The sequence below is a fragment of the Lacrimispora struthionigena genome, from assembly GCF_048627165.1.
GTDB lineage: Bacteria > Bacillota > Clostridia > Lachnospirales > Lachnospiraceae > Lacrimispora.
Genome location: NZ_JBMBWP010000001.1, coordinates 1,285,842 through 1,300,701, shown reverse-complemented (window position 1 = coordinate 1,300,701; position 14,860 = coordinate 1,285,842). Strand labels below are relative to the sequence as shown.

Genomic DNA, 14,860 nt, shown 5'->3' with positions numbered 1-14,860 from the left:
GGCTGCCCACGTTTTATTATAGCATTTGATTTTTCAACCTGTTTCTTAAATCTAAGATTTTATTCTCGATTATCCCAATGGTTTTCTCAAAAGCGGCATCGTCTTTCCCTGAAGGATCATCTAATCCCCAGTCCTCTCTCATTTTACAGGGAAGAACCGGACAATTCACGTTGCATCCCATGGTAATTACTACATCAGGACCTGGTATATCTTCCAACAATTTACTTTTCTGTGATGCCTCCATATCAATTCCATATATCTTTTTCATTAACCGGACTGCATCCTGATTGATCTGATCCTTTAATTCGGTTCCTGCCGAATAGCTTTCAAACACATCACTGGCAAGATGTTTTCCTAACGCTTCCGCTATCTGGCTTCGGCAGGAGTTGTGTACACAAACAAAAGCCACTTTCGGTTTATTATCTTTATTCATATCACTTTCACCTCTTTTATCTACAGCAAATATAAACTCTCATCTTTTATTTCATCTGGTCTCCAGCTGATCACTGCAAAATTTCCATTGGCATGGTCATCCACCTTATTAATCCATTGAATTTCATTACTGGCTTTTGCTGACAGCAAATGATTCGTGGTACCGGTACGGTAAAGGGATGAATTAATAACCCACCACTTTGCGGCAATGCCCGCCCGCTTTAAATCCGCCTCCAGACGCAGTGCTTCATATACCGGGGTGGTTTCAGCGAGAGTGACTATAATCACTTCTGTCTCACTTTTATTTCTTAATCTTGGAAGCAGTTTTTTGGCTGAATCAGGGACATCACCCTGGGAGCGTTTTATCTCCTGATTATAGCTTTGGGTTGAATCCAGAAGTAATAACGTATGTCCAGTGGGTGCGGTATCAATCACTACAATCTGGTCTTCTGCCTTGTCAACGATATCCGCAAATGCCCTGAATACAGCTATTTCCTGGGTACAGGGGGATCTTAAATCTTCCTCTATATATGCAAGATCCTCTTCTGACATCGTTTCCCTCGCTTTATTAAGTACTTCCTGCTGATATTTCTTTAACTCCTCTTTTTCATCGATATGGCTCATTGTAATTTTATTCGTTTCGCTCATAACAAACTTAAGATGAGCAGCCGGATCGGTTGTAGTCAGATGTACTTTTTTCCCTCTGGATGCCAGACCAAGTGCAACAGATGCGGCTATTGTTGTTTTCCCCACACCCCCTTTTCCCATGGTAAATATGACTTTTTTGCCAGATTGGTATAAGTCGTCTATTACATCTTTCAGCTCTGGAATGATATCCGCATTAACTTTATCCCCGCTGACAACATCACTGTCTTTTTTCAGTAAGGCTCTTACGTTTTCTAATCCGGTTATGGGATAGGATCTGAGAGGTATGAAACTGCATTTCAGATTCATAAGTTCTTCTGGCATACCGGATAGCGCTGCCTGTTGTTTTTTATATAAGCTTTCTGAAATAGTATCATCGTATTCCGTCAATAATCCGTTCATGATCAATTTCTGGTTTTTTACTCCAATATCTTTGAGTTCATAAGAGGCTCTCGCAGCTTCTTTTAACGGAGTCACCTCAGGTCTTGAAACCAGAATTAAGGTTGTAAGAGTTCCATCAGATAGAGTTTTCACAGCCTTTTTATAGATTTCCCTTTTGCTTTCCAGACCGGACAGCTGCCCTAAACAGGAAGCGCCGTGGGTATTTTCACTGATAAAGCTGCTCCAGGCTGATGGGAGCTGGAGCATCCTTAATGTGTGGCCCGTAGGTGCAGTGTCAAAGATAATAGAATCAAATTCATCCTGAATTTGCTCACCTGTAATAAATTTTGAAAACTCATTAAAAGCTGCAATTTCAACTGTGCAGGAACCAGACATCTGCTCCTCCATATTTTTCAGGACAGCGTCCGGCAGCTGCCCCCGATAAGGGGCAATTACACTTTCCCGGTACTCTGCAGCTGCCTCTATGGGATCTAAGTTCGCTACCACAAGACCAGGCACACCAGGGATTGAGACACCTTTATTGTTCAATTCTGTTTCAAATACATCCTGGAGATTGGAGGCCGGATCGGTGCTGATCAGCATCACCCTTTTTCCTGAATCAGCAAGGGATACCGCTGTGGCACAGGCTGTTGAAGTCTTTCCCACTCCGCCTTTTCCAGTGAAGAAAAGATATTTTGTAAATACTTCTTTTTCTATATTAAAAGTCTCCATTAACAACAGCAATCCCCTCCAGAGCAGCCGCAGCCTTTTGATTTTTCAGTCTCTGCGTCACCTGCAATTTTGCCAACAAAATGTTCCGGAACATCAAGCAATTTTATAAACTCTTCGTTAGATGGATATCTTCCGGTTATCGCAATTTCTCCATCCACAACAACAACCGGTAAGCCTTCCACGCCTTTTTCTCTGACAAAATCATTAACTGTTTTATTTCTTACAAATTCCTGAGGTGCATTGGTAAGATTAAAACGGCCCACAAGTACTCCGTTATTCTTTAACGTATTCAATACCGTGGAAATCCTTAATAACTCCGGATCAACGGAAACTCCGCAAAGTCCTGTCGAACAGCACATGGCTGGTTCAAATATCTGCATTTTTTTCATATTCTGATACTTCCTTTCCTGATTTCATTTTGTTTCAAACCAATGAGTTGTCTTATTTGCTATTTTTACAAGTATGAGCATGATCGGTACCTCGGTCAAAACACCCACTACAGTAGCAAGTGCCGCCGGGGAATCCATGCCGAACAGGGCAATCGCAACTGCAACCGCAAGCTCGAAGAAATTGGAAGCGCCGATCATACCAGCCGGAGCTGCTATATTATGAGGAAGCTTAAGCACTTTCGCTGCAAGATACGCAAGGAAGAAAATTAAAAATGTCTGTATGGTCAGCGGCACTGCTATGAGTAATATGTGCAGAGGATTGTTTAAAATAACATCCCCCTGGAAAGAAAATAAAAGTACAAGCATCAGCAGCAAACCGGCTATTGTTGCCTGATCGAACCTGGGAAGAAACTGATTTTCAAAGTAATCCCTTCCTTTTTTCTTACTAATATACATTCTTGTTAAAACACCAGCTGTTAAAGGTACCACAACAAATAAGACGACTGATAAAATCAGAGTATCCCAGGGAACAGATACCTTACTCACTCCCAGCAAGAATTTGACTATGGGTACAAAGGCAATTAAAATAATTAAATCATTGGTTGCAACCTGCACCACTGTGTAGGCCGGGTTCCCTTTCGTCAGCTGGCTCCATACAAAAACCATGGCTGTACAAGGCGCTGCTCCTAATAAAACGGCACCGGCTAAATATTCTTTTCCCAAATCTGCAGGAATCAATCCTTTAAATACAACGTAGAAAAAGAAAGAAGCAATTGCAAACATGGTGAATGGTTTGATTAACCAGTTTGTAATCCACGTTACATATAATCCTTTGGGATTTTTTCCCACGTACTTCACACTTTCAAAATCCACCTTCATCATCATTGGGTAAATCATAATCCAGATTAATATGGCTGTAGGAATCGATACATTGGCATATTCAAACTGACTGAAAAATCCAGGTATCACCGGAAGAAATTTTCCAATTAATACGCCTGCAACCATACACAGGGCTACCCATATGGTTAAATATCTTTGAAAAAAACCAATCTCTGCTGATTTTTCTTTCTTCATTCTGCCTCTCCTTCATGTGTTAATTTTGAATTGGCACAGACATCAACGGTTTTGTACTTCTCGCATTGTCTGTGGTCAGACTCATAGGTCGGTAATTCAACTATCTTTTTCTGCAGATACTCCCACAGTTCTTTATGTTCCTCTTTAAAACTGTCGCTGATTCCAAAATATGCCCATTGTGCCTTCTTATAACCGTATAAAATCCCACAGTTTTTTAGTATCGTCAGATGTCTGGACGCGTTTGACTGTGTCATATTCAGACAAATTTCTATCTCACAGACACACATTTCCCGTTCCATCAGCAAAGTCAGTATTCGCAGCCTGCTTTCCTCAGACAGTGCTTTAAAAATATCTGTCAAACTATCACTCCTTTCTTGGTTAATATCTATATGAGCATATATGCATATACTATGCGGAATGAATTGGTATGTTACAAAAAAACATCAATCCATCTGGTCATTCGCCGCATCGTTCGTCTGCTTTTGTGGATTTACAGATACAGTCTTTATGTTCTGTAGTAATATTGGTCCAGTAATTTTTAACCAGCTCAATTAACCGGGTATTATTGCTGTAATGCATCCAGGATCCTTCTTTACGGCCTATTACAAGCCCGCATTCCGTAAGTATCTTCATGTGGTAGGATAATGTTGGCTGTGTAATCTCAAAACATTCCAGAATATCACATGCACAAAGCTCACCGCAGGATAACATTTCAATAATTTTTAGTCTAGTCATGTCGCCTAATGCTTTAAATACTGAGGCATAGTCTGCATACTGATCCATAGTCTTTCTCCATTTCTTTATTCTCAGGATATATGATATAGATATTTATCTATATTTCAATTATAAAAGCATATTGATATTTGTCAATATGCTTTTATGTAAAATTTATGTAATTTTCAAATACCCTTTAACCAGCCATTTTGCTTCTCCGCTCAACTAATACCACATCATGCCACGTTCCGTTATCCATTTTCCCCAGCCTTTCTCTATAACCAATTTCCCTGAATCCGCATTTTTTATGCAGATTCAAGCTTGCAGCATTCTCTCTGATAATCCCGGACTGCAACGTCCAGTAACCATTTTCTTCTGATAATCTGATTAATTCTTCTAAAAGAGCTGTCCCAACTTTTTGCCCCTGATAGCTGGTTCCGATATAGATGCTTACTTCTGCCACCCCTGAATAAACGCATCGCCCCGAAACAGGAGATAAAGCAGCCCAGCCAAGAATCGTATCACCTCTCCTGGCGGTCAGGCGGCAGGTGCTGCAATGACTTCTATCCCAGTCTTCCCAGCCTGGTGCCTCACTTTGAAAAGTAGCGATTTTAGTCCTTATCCCTTCCATGTAAATTTCTGCAGCCTGAGGCCAGTCTGCAGCTTTCATTTCATCAATTCTGTAATCCATAACCTGCTCCTCCTTAACCATATGAGTTTCATTTCTCCTGTACTGCCTGTCTGCTGCTTTCCACGGCTTCTTTAAGAAGCTCTAAGCTCTCAAGCACCTGATATCTTTTGCTCTCAGGAATTGCATTGAAAATATCTCTATAATATGTTTCCATGCTATCCTCAATATCCTTAAATACACTTCTGCCCTTTTCCGTTAATTGAATGATTACATAACGTCTGTTCTCCATATCAGATTCCCGGAGAACGAAATCTGATTCCACCAGATTATTAATGGTCCGGCTCATCGTGCTTTTATCCAATCCCAGCAAACCAGACAGGTCAACCAATGAAATCTTTTCTTTTCGGCCGATTTCAACAATCGCATGGCACTGTGCCAAGCTGATACCACAGCAGGACGCATCACTCTTTTCAAGAATGCCTAAATCTCTGACCAGGATCCGGATCAATTCACGTAACAATCCACTTCCCTGATTTATCATATTTATCACCTCAAAAAATATGATATCATGCAACTGTTGTATTTTGCAACTATGATTTTAAAATTATTATTTTATTACGTCTTGACTTTCATTTCTTTTGAGCATATACTATGATACATCAAATTATTTTGATATGAGGTGATAATATGGAGATTAATCCGGAAAAATGCGCGAAAGTATTTAAAGCCCTTTGTGATGAAAAACGGCTTATGATTTTAGAACTACTGCGAAGCGGTGAAAAATGCGCCTGTATTCTGATAGATCAGATGGAGATCGGTCAGTCTGCCTTATCTTATCACATGAAGATCCTTTGTGAGTCCGGAATTGTGGAAAGCAGGCAGGAAGGTAAATGGACACATTATAAAATCAGTGAACAAGGCAGTGATCATGCTATGTCTCTTTTAAAATTCATCACTACTCCCAATCTGGAGGCAGAGTATAGCAGCCACAGCAATTGATAATAGCCATCAAAACACAGATGGCTATTGTTCAGCACTAAATATCAATTTTTTTTGATATGATAATTTTATTAAAGAAAGAGAGGTACATTTCAATGAATCCCATTCCTACAATCTGGCTGTTTCTTCAAGACCAGGTACTTGGTATGAAATGGCTCAATGCCGTCATCGGAAGACTGCTTTCTAGTCTTGGCATTGACATTTCCAGTCAGCTTGGCGGCAGTATCCGCTTTTTTATCTATGATGTTATAAAAATCACGGTTCTGCTTTGCGTTCTGATTTTTATGATATCATACATTCAGAGCTATTTCCCGCCTGAGCGCAGCAAAAAAATCATGGGCCGTTTTCACGGTGTATGGGCAAACCTGATGGCAGCATTACTTGGTACGGTTACGCCATTTTGCTCCTGTTCATCCATTCCCCTGTTTATAGGCTTTACCAGTGCGGGATTACCTCTGGGTGTGACATTTTCCTTTCTCATTTCCTCTCCCATGGTAGATCTTGGCTCTCTTGTGCTTCTGATGAGTATCTTTGGTACAAAGGTGGCATTTATTTATGTAATACTCGGGCTCATCCTCGCCGTGCTTGGAGGTACTTTGATCGAGAAGCTTCATATGGAGAACCATGTTGAGGATTTTATCCGTTCTGCTAACAGTGTGGATCTTGATTCCCCCGACCTTACCCGAAAAGACCGGGTGATTTATGCCAGGGATCAGGTGGAATCCACATTCAAAAAAGTGTTTCCTTATATTTTAATTGGTGTAGGTATTGGTGCAGTCATTCACAACTGGATACCTGAAAGCTGGATCGAGGCGGTACTGGGCAGCCACAATCCCTTTGGCGTTATATTAGCCGCTTTGCTGGGCGTTCCCATGTATGCGGATATTTTTGGAACTATACCAGTTGCAGAAGCGCTTCTTTACAAGGGTGCACAGCTTGGAACTGTACTCTCCTTCATGATGGCGGTCACGACCTTGAGCCTGCCATCCATCATCATGCTGCGTAAAGCTATTAAGCCTAAATTACTTAGTCTGTTCGTGGCAATCTGTACGATCGGCATCATTATCGTTGGCTATCTGTTTAATATTTTTCAAAACTATATTATATAATAAATTTCTAAATGGAGGATCATATTATGGCACTGTTTGGGTTTGGCAAGAAAAAAGAAGAGGTACCTGCTAACAATTCTGAATGCTGCTGTGGCAGCAAAGAGGCTATGGCTGAATCAGAAGAAACGAAGACCTGCGGCGCGTCAGTCAAGGTACTTGGCTCTGGCTGCGCAAAATGCAATCAGCTGGAAGCAGCCGCCAAAGATGCACTGGACGAACTGGGCATGGAGAATACCATAGATCATGTAACGGATTTTTCGCAGATTGCGGCTTATGGAGTCATGTCTACACCAGCTCTTGTGGTTGACGGCAAAGTAGTTTCCTTTGGTAAAGTTCTTAAAAAAGAAGAAATTGTCAAAATTCTTCAGGATATAAGAAAAGCTTAATTAGAATCATAAAACGCGGGCAGCTTTGTTCCGTCAAAGCAGCCCGCGTTTTTGGTTATCATCTATTATCTATCTCTGTTAATACTCCCCTGAAAGTTATTACAGAAAATTGAAGATTTGTTCCAGAGGTTCAACCGAACCTAACTTTGGCTGGCTCATAGTCCCCATCAAAGCTGCATTGGGCACCAGAACCATAGTGGTCGTCTTATAACCTTTTTCTTTAATCTTAGCGCAATCGAATTCTACCAGCAGCTCCCCTGCCTTCACATGATCTCCCTGCTTTACCAAAGCGTGAAAACCATCTCCTTCCAGCTGTACTGTATCGATTCCGATATGAAGCAAAACTTCCATATCATCCCCGGTTTTCATTCCGATTGCATGTCCGGTTGGAAATACGGATACAACCTCTCCATCAACGGGAGCATATAACTTTCCTTCTTCTGGTTCGATGCCAACACCTGGTCCCATAACTTCTTCTGCAAATACCGGATCACTTACCTCGGAAAGCGGTATTACAGTTCCCTTTAAAGGGCTGTAGATTGTTTTTGGTTCACAGGTTATTCTTTTATCAGAAGAAGTGTCTAATTCCTTTGCCTCTTTATTACCAAATAAATTATCTAAAAATCCCATTTTGCTCAGTCCTCTATATGATTAGTCCAATGATTCCCAACGTTTTTTTAATACGAAAGCAGCACTTTTCGGCTGTCTTACACGATTGAAAATCCCCTTTTTGTTCCCATTTACACGCATGATTCCCTCTGTTGTCTGGAAATCAGCAAAATTCCAAACCAATTCGCCCTGTACAAACTCAAACTGGTCAAATATTTCAAAATTCATATCCAGATATTCGTTCTGGTATTCCTGGCTCCACATAATACTTGGAAGTTTATGTTCTGCCGCCATGGTATCCGTGCCGAATTCAGTAAATACAAACGGAATATTCAAATTTTTATCTTTCCACTTATTCATCTCAATTAAGAAGGCTTCCCTTGCATCAACAAGCTCCGGACCTCCTTTGATATACCACCCATAATAACGGTTCAAACAAATAAAATCACAAAGCTGGTAGCACTTACACAGTTCCGGCTGACTGTTCTTTTCAAATGCCCCCGTCATCGGACGATTCTGTGGATCTAAAGCTCTTGCAGCATCAAATATTGTGGTGAAATATTCTTTCGACTCTTCGCTGGTGGATTCCGGTTCATTAAACAGACTCCATGCAATCACACTGGGATGGTTTTTATCCCTTACAATCATCTCTTCCACTGCCTGAAGATGGTTCTTTAACAGATTCGGCACGGTAGGTGTTTCAAAAAATCTGGTGAATTTACCGGTTCCTGCATCTGCGAAGTTTCTGGTGGATCTCATCATACCCACTGCCGGAACCTCATCAATGATCAGAAAGCCTTCTTCATCTGCGAACTGATACCACTCTTCTGCATAAGGATAATGGCTGGTTCGGAAGCAGTTGGCACCAATCCATTTCATGCATTCAAAATCTCTCTTTAAAACGCCCCAGTTAAAGCCACGGCCAATGACTTCAAAATCTTCGTGTTTTCCGAATCCTTTCAGATAAACAGCCTTGCCATTAATCTGAATTTCTTTTCCTGCTATTTTTACTGTTCTGACACCGATTTTAGAGGAATACTCATCAATCAGTGTTTCTCCATCCCAGATACGCATGACTGCCTGATAGAGATAGGCTTTTCCCACATTCCACAGATGGGCTTTGGAAACAGTCACACTTCCATTCCTGCCTGTGCTTTTCGCCACCTGCTTTTTATTCTCATCAAATAATTCAAAGGAAACTTCGTGATTTCCATTTGTCATAATCTGATAATGAACAACGGCATCTTCTCCATTTAACTCATAATCCACGCTGAAATCTTCAATGGATTCTCCAGGCTTTGAAACAAGCCACACACTTCTCTGGATTCCGGAGTAATTAAAAAAATCAAAATAAGGCTTGGCCAGTTTTCTTCCGTCACTAAGCACCATAGTGGTTCCGCAGGGAAGACTCTCTTCATTTAATTCGTTATTGGCCTTTACGGTAAATGTATTTACCTCACCAAATTTCACATGATCCGTCACTCTGGCAACCACCGGCAAAAAACCGCCTTCATGAGTTGCTGTCAGACTGCCATTGCAATAAACGCTGGCGCGGTGGGTAATGCTTCCGAAGCGGATTTCCAACTCCTGTTTCTCCCACTCCCGTGGCACAAATACTTCTGTCTCATACCAGAAATCTCCGCAAAAATCCCGTTCCTCTTTCGTAGTGAAAAAGTCCGAAAAACTGGCGGGAACTGGCATGGAGATGGGGTCTGGCAGCTTATGCTGCCAGCCCTCCTGCAGTCCTTTTTCCTCCGGATCAAACCGGAATTTCCACATACCATCTAACAACTGAGCCATTCTGGCCTGATTGCTGCATGGGTATAATTCTGAAAAATTCAGCATCTTTCACTCTCCTGTTATCTTTTTATGCTTCCATAATTCACCATTTTTTATTATACTTCATCTTTATAGAGAACGAAATAAGTTAATAAAAATACTACTACAAAAGAAAATGTAATTGATATAACGATAGCCGGACCCGCCATGGCAAAAAGGGCTGGAATCGTTAAAAGGTTGACTGGAACCTGTGCTGTACGGATACAGCCTGCAACAGCTGCAATAATACCACTGATCCCATTAACAATACACATTCCGATGAATATTTTACGGTTTTTCATTAAAACACCGTAGATACCTGGTTCTGTTACACCACCAATCAGAGCTGAGACAGTAGCAGAGCCGGATACTAACTTCAAATCTTTATTTCTTGTCTTTATGAATACTGCCAGACATGCTGCTGCAATACCAAAGTTAGCACCAAATGTAGCTGGTGAGATGTAATCATATCCTAATACGGAATAGTTATTCATAATGATAGGTACAAATCCCCAGTGCAAACCAAACACGATAAACAGCGGCCATAAAGCGCCCATAGCAAATCCTGCAACTGCGGGAGAAAAAGTAAATACTGCCTGAATTCCTCCGGCAATACCTTTACTCACAATATCTGTAACCGGTCCGATCACGATCAAAGCGACAGGGAAAACAATAGCAAAATCCACCACCGGAATGACAATGCTCTGAATAATCTTAGGAATAACTTTCATCAGCCCTTTTTCCAGTTTGGACTGCGCATAAACAGTTAAGAGAATCGGCAGTACAGAACTGGGATAGCTGATCAGCTTTACAGGAATTGAGAAAAATGTAACAGCAACTTCCTTATTACCGAACAAAGCCGTCATGGAAGGATAACACATAGCGCAGGCGATTGCCATTGAAATAAACGGCTTGGCGCCAAATTTCTGTGCAGAACAATATGCCAGAAAAACAGGCAGGAAATAAAAAATACCGTCTGATGCAGCATAAAGTATAGTATAAGTGGTAGAAGTTTTATCAAGCAGGGACAGGGTTGTGAATAATACCAGGAACCCCTTTAAAAGTCCTGCACCGGCAAACGCTCCCATAAAGGGCATAAAGATACCGGAAATAAGATCTGTCATCTTCTCCATAAAGCTGTTCTTTTTGTTTCCTGATGCGGAATGGTCTGTTTCTTCTGATTCATTCTGATTTTTGTCCCCAATGGAAGTGTTCAGTAAAATCTGGTCATAAACATCTTCCACATCACTTCCAATTACAACCTGATACTGACCGCCTGCCTGCATTACCTTAATAACACCCTGCATATTTTTCAGTGTTTCCGTATCCGCCTTGCTTTCGTCTTTTAACTTAAAACGAAGCCGTGTGATACAGTGGGTCAGGGAATTTACATTTTCTTCCCCACCAACATGTTCTACAATATCTTTGGCTAATTTTGAATAATCTGCCATAATGATACCTCCCTAAATTTTTTTATCAAAAAAGCCTGGTTATCCCCTATCATTTAAGAGAATAACCAGGCTTTGCTGAACTGAATCATAACACTGCCTAAAACTAACTGTTTTTTAATTGTGACAGATGAACTGCCAGATAAACTAATTCATCGTGTCCTGCTTTATAATGATATTTATCTTCAATGTATTGACATACCTTCTGGCTGCAACGATATTCATCGGGGTAGTTCCTAAGCAGCTCTTCTAACATACGCGCCCCGCCATGCTCTTTATAATAATACTTTTTCATGACACGCTGGGCAAAGAATTTCAAATGGGTCATATATCGGTAATAGGGAAGCGAATCTTCCTTCACCTGAAAATTCAGTTCTGACATAATCAGATCATTGAGTTCGCTCACCATGACAATCATCTTTTTCGCATTACCGCTTATCTGATTATGCCGGGCTGTTACAAAATGCATAGCCACAAATCCCGCCTCATCATTGGATAACCTGTAACCAAATTTGGATTCAATTAAATCCAGCATCTTTTGTCCGACCTTATATTCGTCCGGATAAAACCGTATAATATCATGTAAAATGGAGTTGGGTACGACTAGCCCCTGCTGAAAATTTTCTACTGCATGATAAATATGATCGACCAGGGAAATATGAATGGTTTCATTGAGAGTCATATCAAAGACCTGAACTGCAAAATCAATGACATCCTCTGCAACCATGATGTATTCCTGGGGCACTGTATCAAGTATTTCCCGGAACTGACTTTTATGGTTTTTATCTTTCAGAATAAATTGTTTTTCAACCCGCTCCTGATCGATGGCATCGCCGATACGGCTTTTAAATCCAAGTCCGCTTCCAAGCAGCAGGACATCCTGTCCATTTTCATCGTTTGATATCACAGCATTTGTATTTAAAATCTGCTTAATAACCATTTTCATAAAAGTTTCCTCGATCTCAATGTGTAAAAAAACATAATGCTACAGATGGATTAAAAACAAAAAAAACAAGCGTGCACCAAATAAAACAGATGCAGACTTGCCTAATTTAATAGTAACACTCCTGTAAACTACGTAAAGCTTATCACAGGAGTGTTGCAAAGGCAATCGGTATTTTAACCAATATTGATTCATATATTTTGTACACATTTACTGTTTTTAACCTTATGTTTCTATTGTTTTTTATAACTTAATGGCTTTATCTGCAGCTATATTTTGACCGGAGTATATTTTTTGCGAGGTCCATGGCTGATCCTCATCTGACCAGAACGGGTCCTCCTGCAAAAGCCCCAGAGCCAGAAATACTGTTGTACATAAATACAAACTGCCAGTATTGATATACCGCTCTCCCAAATCCGGCTGATAGCCGCAGACACCGGTTTTCAACCAGCCGTTTTCATCAAATATACCTGGTCCATCGATAATCCGTTTCATCACTGCAGTCAGGGCACAGCGCACCTGCGCAGGAGTAAGTTCCTCTGGAAGGCTGTGGTACAGGGCCATCTGCGATAAAGTCTGAAATGCGCCAAACCGGTAGCATACGGAACGTCCTACGATTGGAAATGTCCCCTCCGGAGAAATCATCCTCTCCAAAATTGCTGCATACCGCTTTGAACGCTGCCAGACTACAGGCAGCATCTCCTGTTCCATATCTTTAATACAATTCATAATATCCAGCAACATCGGTTGTATGACAAAGCTGTTGTAATAGTCAAAATGAAATACTTCTCCATCTCCGTAAAGTCCGTCCCCTTTATACCAGCCAAGCATCTTACGGACACAGTTACGAATCCGGTCCTTGTCATACTCTCCTCCCAGAAGATAAAGGCCGGTCTCTACCATGGCGCTGAATAAGACCCAGTTATTATCTAACGGCTGAATCCTTCTGGTAATCATCAGGCAGCGAATCAGCTGCTCCTTTGTTTTCCCATCCATATTGCCAACAAGACTGTTTTGTGCTCTTACCAGGGCACTGCATAAAAACGCTGCATCTACCAGAGGCTGCCTTTCATCCTCTTCTCCTCCAAATATCATATAGTCTTTGGCTTTCGGATCGGTTGCGTTGGCCAGTGCCTTATGAAAAAGCTTCCGACAGGAATCCTGCATCTTTTTTTCTTCTCCGGTGAGGCCCTCCAGTTCCAGCCATGGACTGATCCCATAAGCGGTACGCCCAAATGTCTCCAGCAATGCATTTTTATGGCAGCTGGGATTTGTATTGGGCAGGTGTACCTTTAAACTGTCATTTGCCAGATTTTCAAGTACCGGCAGAGAGATTTTAAGCATTGTATTTAACCAGTATGATCTTACCTCAGTCTTCATGGACATAATGTGATTCCTTTCTTTTACCAGATAAATAAATCTTTTTCGGCCAGTTTCAAAACAGCCTCTATAAAGTAATAATCAGCATAAATCATTGGGAAATTGTGTCTCGTATCATGGTAAGCTGCAGAACAGTTTTCCAAAAGATTATCAATGTCGGGATTCCAGTTACAACGGCTCTCATCCAGTGCCTTTAAAAGACGAATGGCTGAATTAATGTAAACATGCTTCTCAGATTCTTTGACATATTTGGAAAGTTCAATCATTGCGCAGGCAGAACAGGCCGCAGCCGTAGAATCTTCCCAGCTGCAGGTCTGTGGCTGGGCGAAATCCACAGGGATCAGACTGCTGTCCGGGATATTGGCAATAAAATAATTTGCAATGACCTTAGCAGTATTCAGATACGATTCTTTTTGTGTATGTCTGTAACTTAAAACAAACCCATAAATTCCCCATGCCTGTCCTCTTGTCCAGGAAGATCCATCTTCGTATCCCTGACCTCCGTGGGATTTTATCATTTCACCGGTTTCCGGATTAAATTCAACGATATGGTTGACCGAACCATCGGGCCTTACAAAACAGGTCTGTGCCATGTCCGCATGGTTAACCGCTATATGCCGATATCTGGGGTCCTCGGTTTCCTTCCATGCCCAGTATAACAGCGGCAGATTCATCATGCAGTCAATAATTGCCCAGCCAAGGTGTTTTTCTCCTCCCCATTCATTCCATGCACGAAGGAAATGTCCGGCAGGATTGTAACGTCCCGCCAGCAGTTCTGCCGCCAGTAGTCCTCTGTCTCGGGACTCCTGGCTTCCCGTAATACGGTAATTGGCCACTGCCGAGGGAAGCCATTTAAACCCATTATCGTGATCCAGTTTTGCCGGCATCAGAAAATTCTGATCCATCTTCTGCTCTGTTTTTACTGCAATCTCTTTATACAGATTATTTCCGGTGACATGATACATCTGCCACATGATTCCAGCCCAGAAACCATTGGTCCACCAGTAGATCTTCTCCTGGGAGTAATCATTGAAAACTCCGTTTTCCGCCGTATATGGTATCTTGTTCTGATTGCGTTCTGCTACAAAAAGCATTTTTGATTTAATTTTTTCCAGAGTTTCATCCACCCACAATTCCTGGCTCACTGATAATTTCATAGATACCCCTTTC

At 41.4% G+C, this 14,860-nt stretch carries 17 protein-coding genes; 3 read left to right on the top strand and 14 right to left on the bottom strand.

The features are described 5' to 3' along the window. Positions 1-16: 16 nt before the first annotated feature. The 8 genes from ACOAOT_RS05885 to ACOAOT_RS05850 form a co-directional block, all read right to left on the bottom strand. The gene (locus ACOAOT_RS05885) at positions 17-433 is read right to left on the bottom strand and encodes an arsenate reductase ArsC (RefSeq protein WP_420216137.1); all 417 of its coding nucleotides are present in this window, start codon (positions 431-433) and stop codon (positions 17-19) included. Between the two features lie 20 nt (positions 434-453). Beyond that, the gene (gene arsA, locus ACOAOT_RS05880; protein ID WP_420216136.1) at positions 454-2,190 is read right to left on the bottom strand and encodes an arsenical pump-driving ATPase; all 1,737 of its coding nucleotides are present in this window, start codon (positions 2,188-2,190) and stop codon (positions 454-456) included. Then, positions 2,190-2,579: an arsenite efflux transporter metallochaperone ArsD gene (gene arsD, locus ACOAOT_RS05875; protein WP_420216135.1), complete on the bottom strand. Its 390-nt coding sequence runs from the start codon at positions 2,577-2,579 to the stop codon at positions 2,190-2,192. The genes arsA and arsD overlap by 1 nt, the downstream gene beginning before the upstream one ends. Positions 2,580-2,603: 24 nt before the next feature. After that, on the bottom strand, positions 2,604-3,653 hold the full coding sequence (arsB, locus tag ACOAOT_RS05870) for an ACR3 family arsenite efflux transporter (protein WP_420216134.1): 1,050 nt from the start codon (positions 3,651-3,653) through the stop codon (positions 2,604-2,606). Next, positions 3,650-4,012, bottom strand: coding sequence for an ArsR/SmtB family transcription factor (locus tag ACOAOT_RS05865; RefSeq protein WP_420216133.1), 363 nt, complete (start codon positions 4,010-4,012; stop codon positions 3,650-3,652). The genes arsB and ACOAOT_RS05865 overlap by 4 nt, the downstream gene beginning before the upstream one ends. 97 nt (positions 4,013-4,109) lie before the next feature. Further along, the gene (locus tag ACOAOT_RS05860) at positions 4,110-4,436 is read right to left on the bottom strand and encodes an ArsR/SmtB family transcription factor (RefSeq protein ID WP_420216132.1); all 327 of its coding nucleotides are present in this window, start codon (positions 4,434-4,436) and stop codon (positions 4,110-4,112) included. A gap of 127 nt (positions 4,437-4,563) precedes the next feature. Next, entirely contained in the window at positions 4,564-5,079 is a 516-nt protein-coding gene (locus tag ACOAOT_RS05855; RefSeq protein WP_420216131.1) for a GNAT family N-acetyltransferase, read from the bottom strand. Positions 5,080-5,086: 7 nt separating this feature from the next. After that, the gene (locus ACOAOT_RS05850) at positions 5,087-5,539 is read right to left on the bottom strand and encodes a MarR family winged helix-turn-helix transcriptional regulator (RefSeq protein ID WP_420216130.1); all 453 of its coding nucleotides are present in this window, start codon (positions 5,537-5,539) and stop codon (positions 5,087-5,089) included. Between the two features lie 146 nt (positions 5,540-5,685). Between ACOAOT_RS05850 and ACOAOT_RS05845 the strand changes: the two genes are divergently transcribed. The 3 genes from ACOAOT_RS05845 (at position 5,686) to ACOAOT_RS05835 (ending at position 7,492) form a co-directional block, all read left to right on the top strand. Beyond that, complete coding sequence (locus tag ACOAOT_RS05845; RefSeq protein WP_420216129.1) at positions 5,686-5,997, top strand: ArsR/SmtB family transcription factor; 312 nt, start codon at positions 5,686-5,688, stop codon at positions 5,995-5,997. Positions 5,998-6,092: 95 nt separating this feature from the next. Further along, the gene (locus ACOAOT_RS05840; RefSeq protein ID WP_420216128.1) at positions 6,093-7,106 is read left to right on the top strand and encodes a permease; all 1,014 of its coding nucleotides are present in this window, start codon (positions 6,093-6,095) and stop codon (positions 7,104-7,106) included. Between the two features lie 26 nt (positions 7,107-7,132). Next, positions 7,133-7,492, top strand: a complete 360-nt coding sequence (locus tag ACOAOT_RS05835; RefSeq protein ID WP_420216127.1) for a thioredoxin family protein — start codon at positions 7,133-7,135, stop codon at positions 7,490-7,492. A 99-nt stretch (positions 7,493-7,591) separates the two neighbouring features. Here the strand turns inward: ACOAOT_RS05835 and ACOAOT_RS05830 are convergent, their stop codons facing one another. The 6 genes from ACOAOT_RS05830 to ACOAOT_RS05805 form a co-directional block, all read right to left on the bottom strand. After that, a complete protein-coding gene (locus ACOAOT_RS05830; RefSeq protein WP_420216126.1) occupies positions 7,592-8,122 on the bottom strand; it encodes a PTS sugar transporter subunit IIA in 531 nt (176 codons plus the stop codon). A gap of 21 nt (positions 8,123-8,143) precedes the next feature. Next, on the bottom strand, positions 8,144-9,946 hold the full coding sequence (uidA, locus tag ACOAOT_RS05825) for a beta-glucuronidase (protein WP_420216125.1): 1,803 nt from the start codon (positions 9,944-9,946) through the stop codon (positions 8,144-8,146). Positions 9,947-9,996: 50 nt separating this feature from the next. Next, the gene (locus ACOAOT_RS05820) at positions 9,997-11,370 is read right to left on the bottom strand and encodes a PTS transporter subunit EIIC (protein ID WP_420216124.1); all 1,374 of its coding nucleotides are present in this window, start codon (positions 11,368-11,370) and stop codon (positions 9,997-9,999) included. A gap of 103 nt (positions 11,371-11,473) precedes the next feature. Beyond that, positions 11,474-12,313 carry a PRD domain-containing protein gene (locus ACOAOT_RS05815; RefSeq protein WP_277407030.1) on the bottom strand — a complete coding sequence of 280 codons (840 nt, stop codon included), beginning with the start codon at positions 12,311-12,313 and terminating at the stop codon, positions 11,474-11,476. Between the two features lie 240 nt (positions 12,314-12,553). Further along, positions 12,554-13,696 carry a DUF2264 domain-containing protein gene (locus ACOAOT_RS05810; protein ID WP_420216123.1) on the bottom strand — a complete coding sequence of 381 codons (1,143 nt, stop codon included), beginning with the start codon at positions 13,694-13,696 and terminating at the stop codon, positions 12,554-12,556. A 17-nt stretch (positions 13,697-13,713) separates the two neighbouring features. Next, on the bottom strand, positions 13,714-14,847 hold the full coding sequence (locus tag ACOAOT_RS05805) for a glycoside hydrolase family 88 protein (protein ID WP_420216122.1): 1,134 nt from the start codon (positions 14,845-14,847) through the stop codon (positions 13,714-13,716). Between the last annotated feature and the right edge of the window lie 13 nt (positions 14,848-14,860).

Excerpts from the sequence above, each read along its gene's own strand:
- ACOAOT_RS05885 (WP_420216137.1), bottom strand. The coding sequence starts at position 433 with ATGAATAAAGATAATAAACCGAAAGTGGCTTTTGTTTGTGTACACAAC.
- arsA (WP_420216136.1), bottom strand. The coding sequence starts at position 2,190 with ATGGAGACTTTTAATATAGAAAAAGAAGTATTTACAAAATATCTTTTC.
- arsD (WP_420216135.1), bottom strand. The coding sequence starts at position 2,579 with ATGAAAAAAATGCAGATATTTGAACCAGCCATGTGCTGTTCGACAGGA.
- arsB (WP_420216134.1), bottom strand. The coding sequence starts at position 3,653 with ATGAAGAAAGAAAAATCAGCAGAGATTGGTTTTTTTCAAAGATATTTA.
- ACOAOT_RS05860 (WP_420216132.1), bottom strand. The coding sequence starts at position 4,436 with ATGGATCAGTATGCAGACTATGCCTCAGTATTTAAAGCATTAGGCGAC.
- ACOAOT_RS05855 (WP_420216131.1), bottom strand. The coding sequence starts at position 5,079 with ATGGTTAAGGAGGAGCAGGTTATGGATTACAGAATTGATGAAATGAAA.
- ACOAOT_RS05850 (WP_420216130.1), bottom strand. The coding sequence starts at position 5,539 with ATGATAAATCAGGGAAGTGGATTGTTACGTGAATTGATCCGGATCCTG.
- ACOAOT_RS05845 (WP_420216129.1), top strand. The coding sequence starts at position 5,686 with ATGGAGATTAATCCGGAAAAATGCGCGAAAGTATTTAAAGCCCTTTGT.
- ACOAOT_RS05840 (WP_420216128.1), top strand. The coding sequence starts at position 6,093 with ATGAATCCCATTCCTACAATCTGGCTGTTTCTTCAAGACCAGGTACTT.
- ACOAOT_RS05835 (WP_420216127.1), top strand. The coding sequence starts at position 7,133 with ATGGCACTGTTTGGGTTTGGCAAGAAAAAAGAAGAGGTACCTGCTAAC.
- ACOAOT_RS05830 (WP_420216126.1), bottom strand. The coding sequence starts at position 8,122 with ATGGGATTTTTAGATAATTTATTTGGTAATAAAGAGGCAAAGGAATTA.
- uidA (WP_420216125.1), bottom strand. The coding sequence starts at position 9,946 with ATGCTGAATTTTTCAGAATTATACCCATGCAGCAATCAGGCCAGAATG.
- ACOAOT_RS05820 (WP_420216124.1), bottom strand. The coding sequence starts at position 11,370 with ATGGCAGATTATTCAAAATTAGCCAAAGATATTGTAGAACATGTTGGT.
- ACOAOT_RS05815 (WP_277407030.1), bottom strand. The coding sequence starts at position 12,313 with ATGAAAATGGTTATTAAGCAGATTTTAAATACAAATGCTGTGATATCA.
- ACOAOT_RS05810 (WP_420216123.1), bottom strand. The coding sequence starts at position 13,696 with ATGTCCATGAAGACTGAGGTAAGATCATACTGGTTAAATACAATGCTT.
- ACOAOT_RS05805 (WP_420216122.1), bottom strand. The coding sequence starts at position 14,847 with ATGAAATTATCAGTGAGCCAGGAATTGTGGGTGGATGAAACTCTGGAA.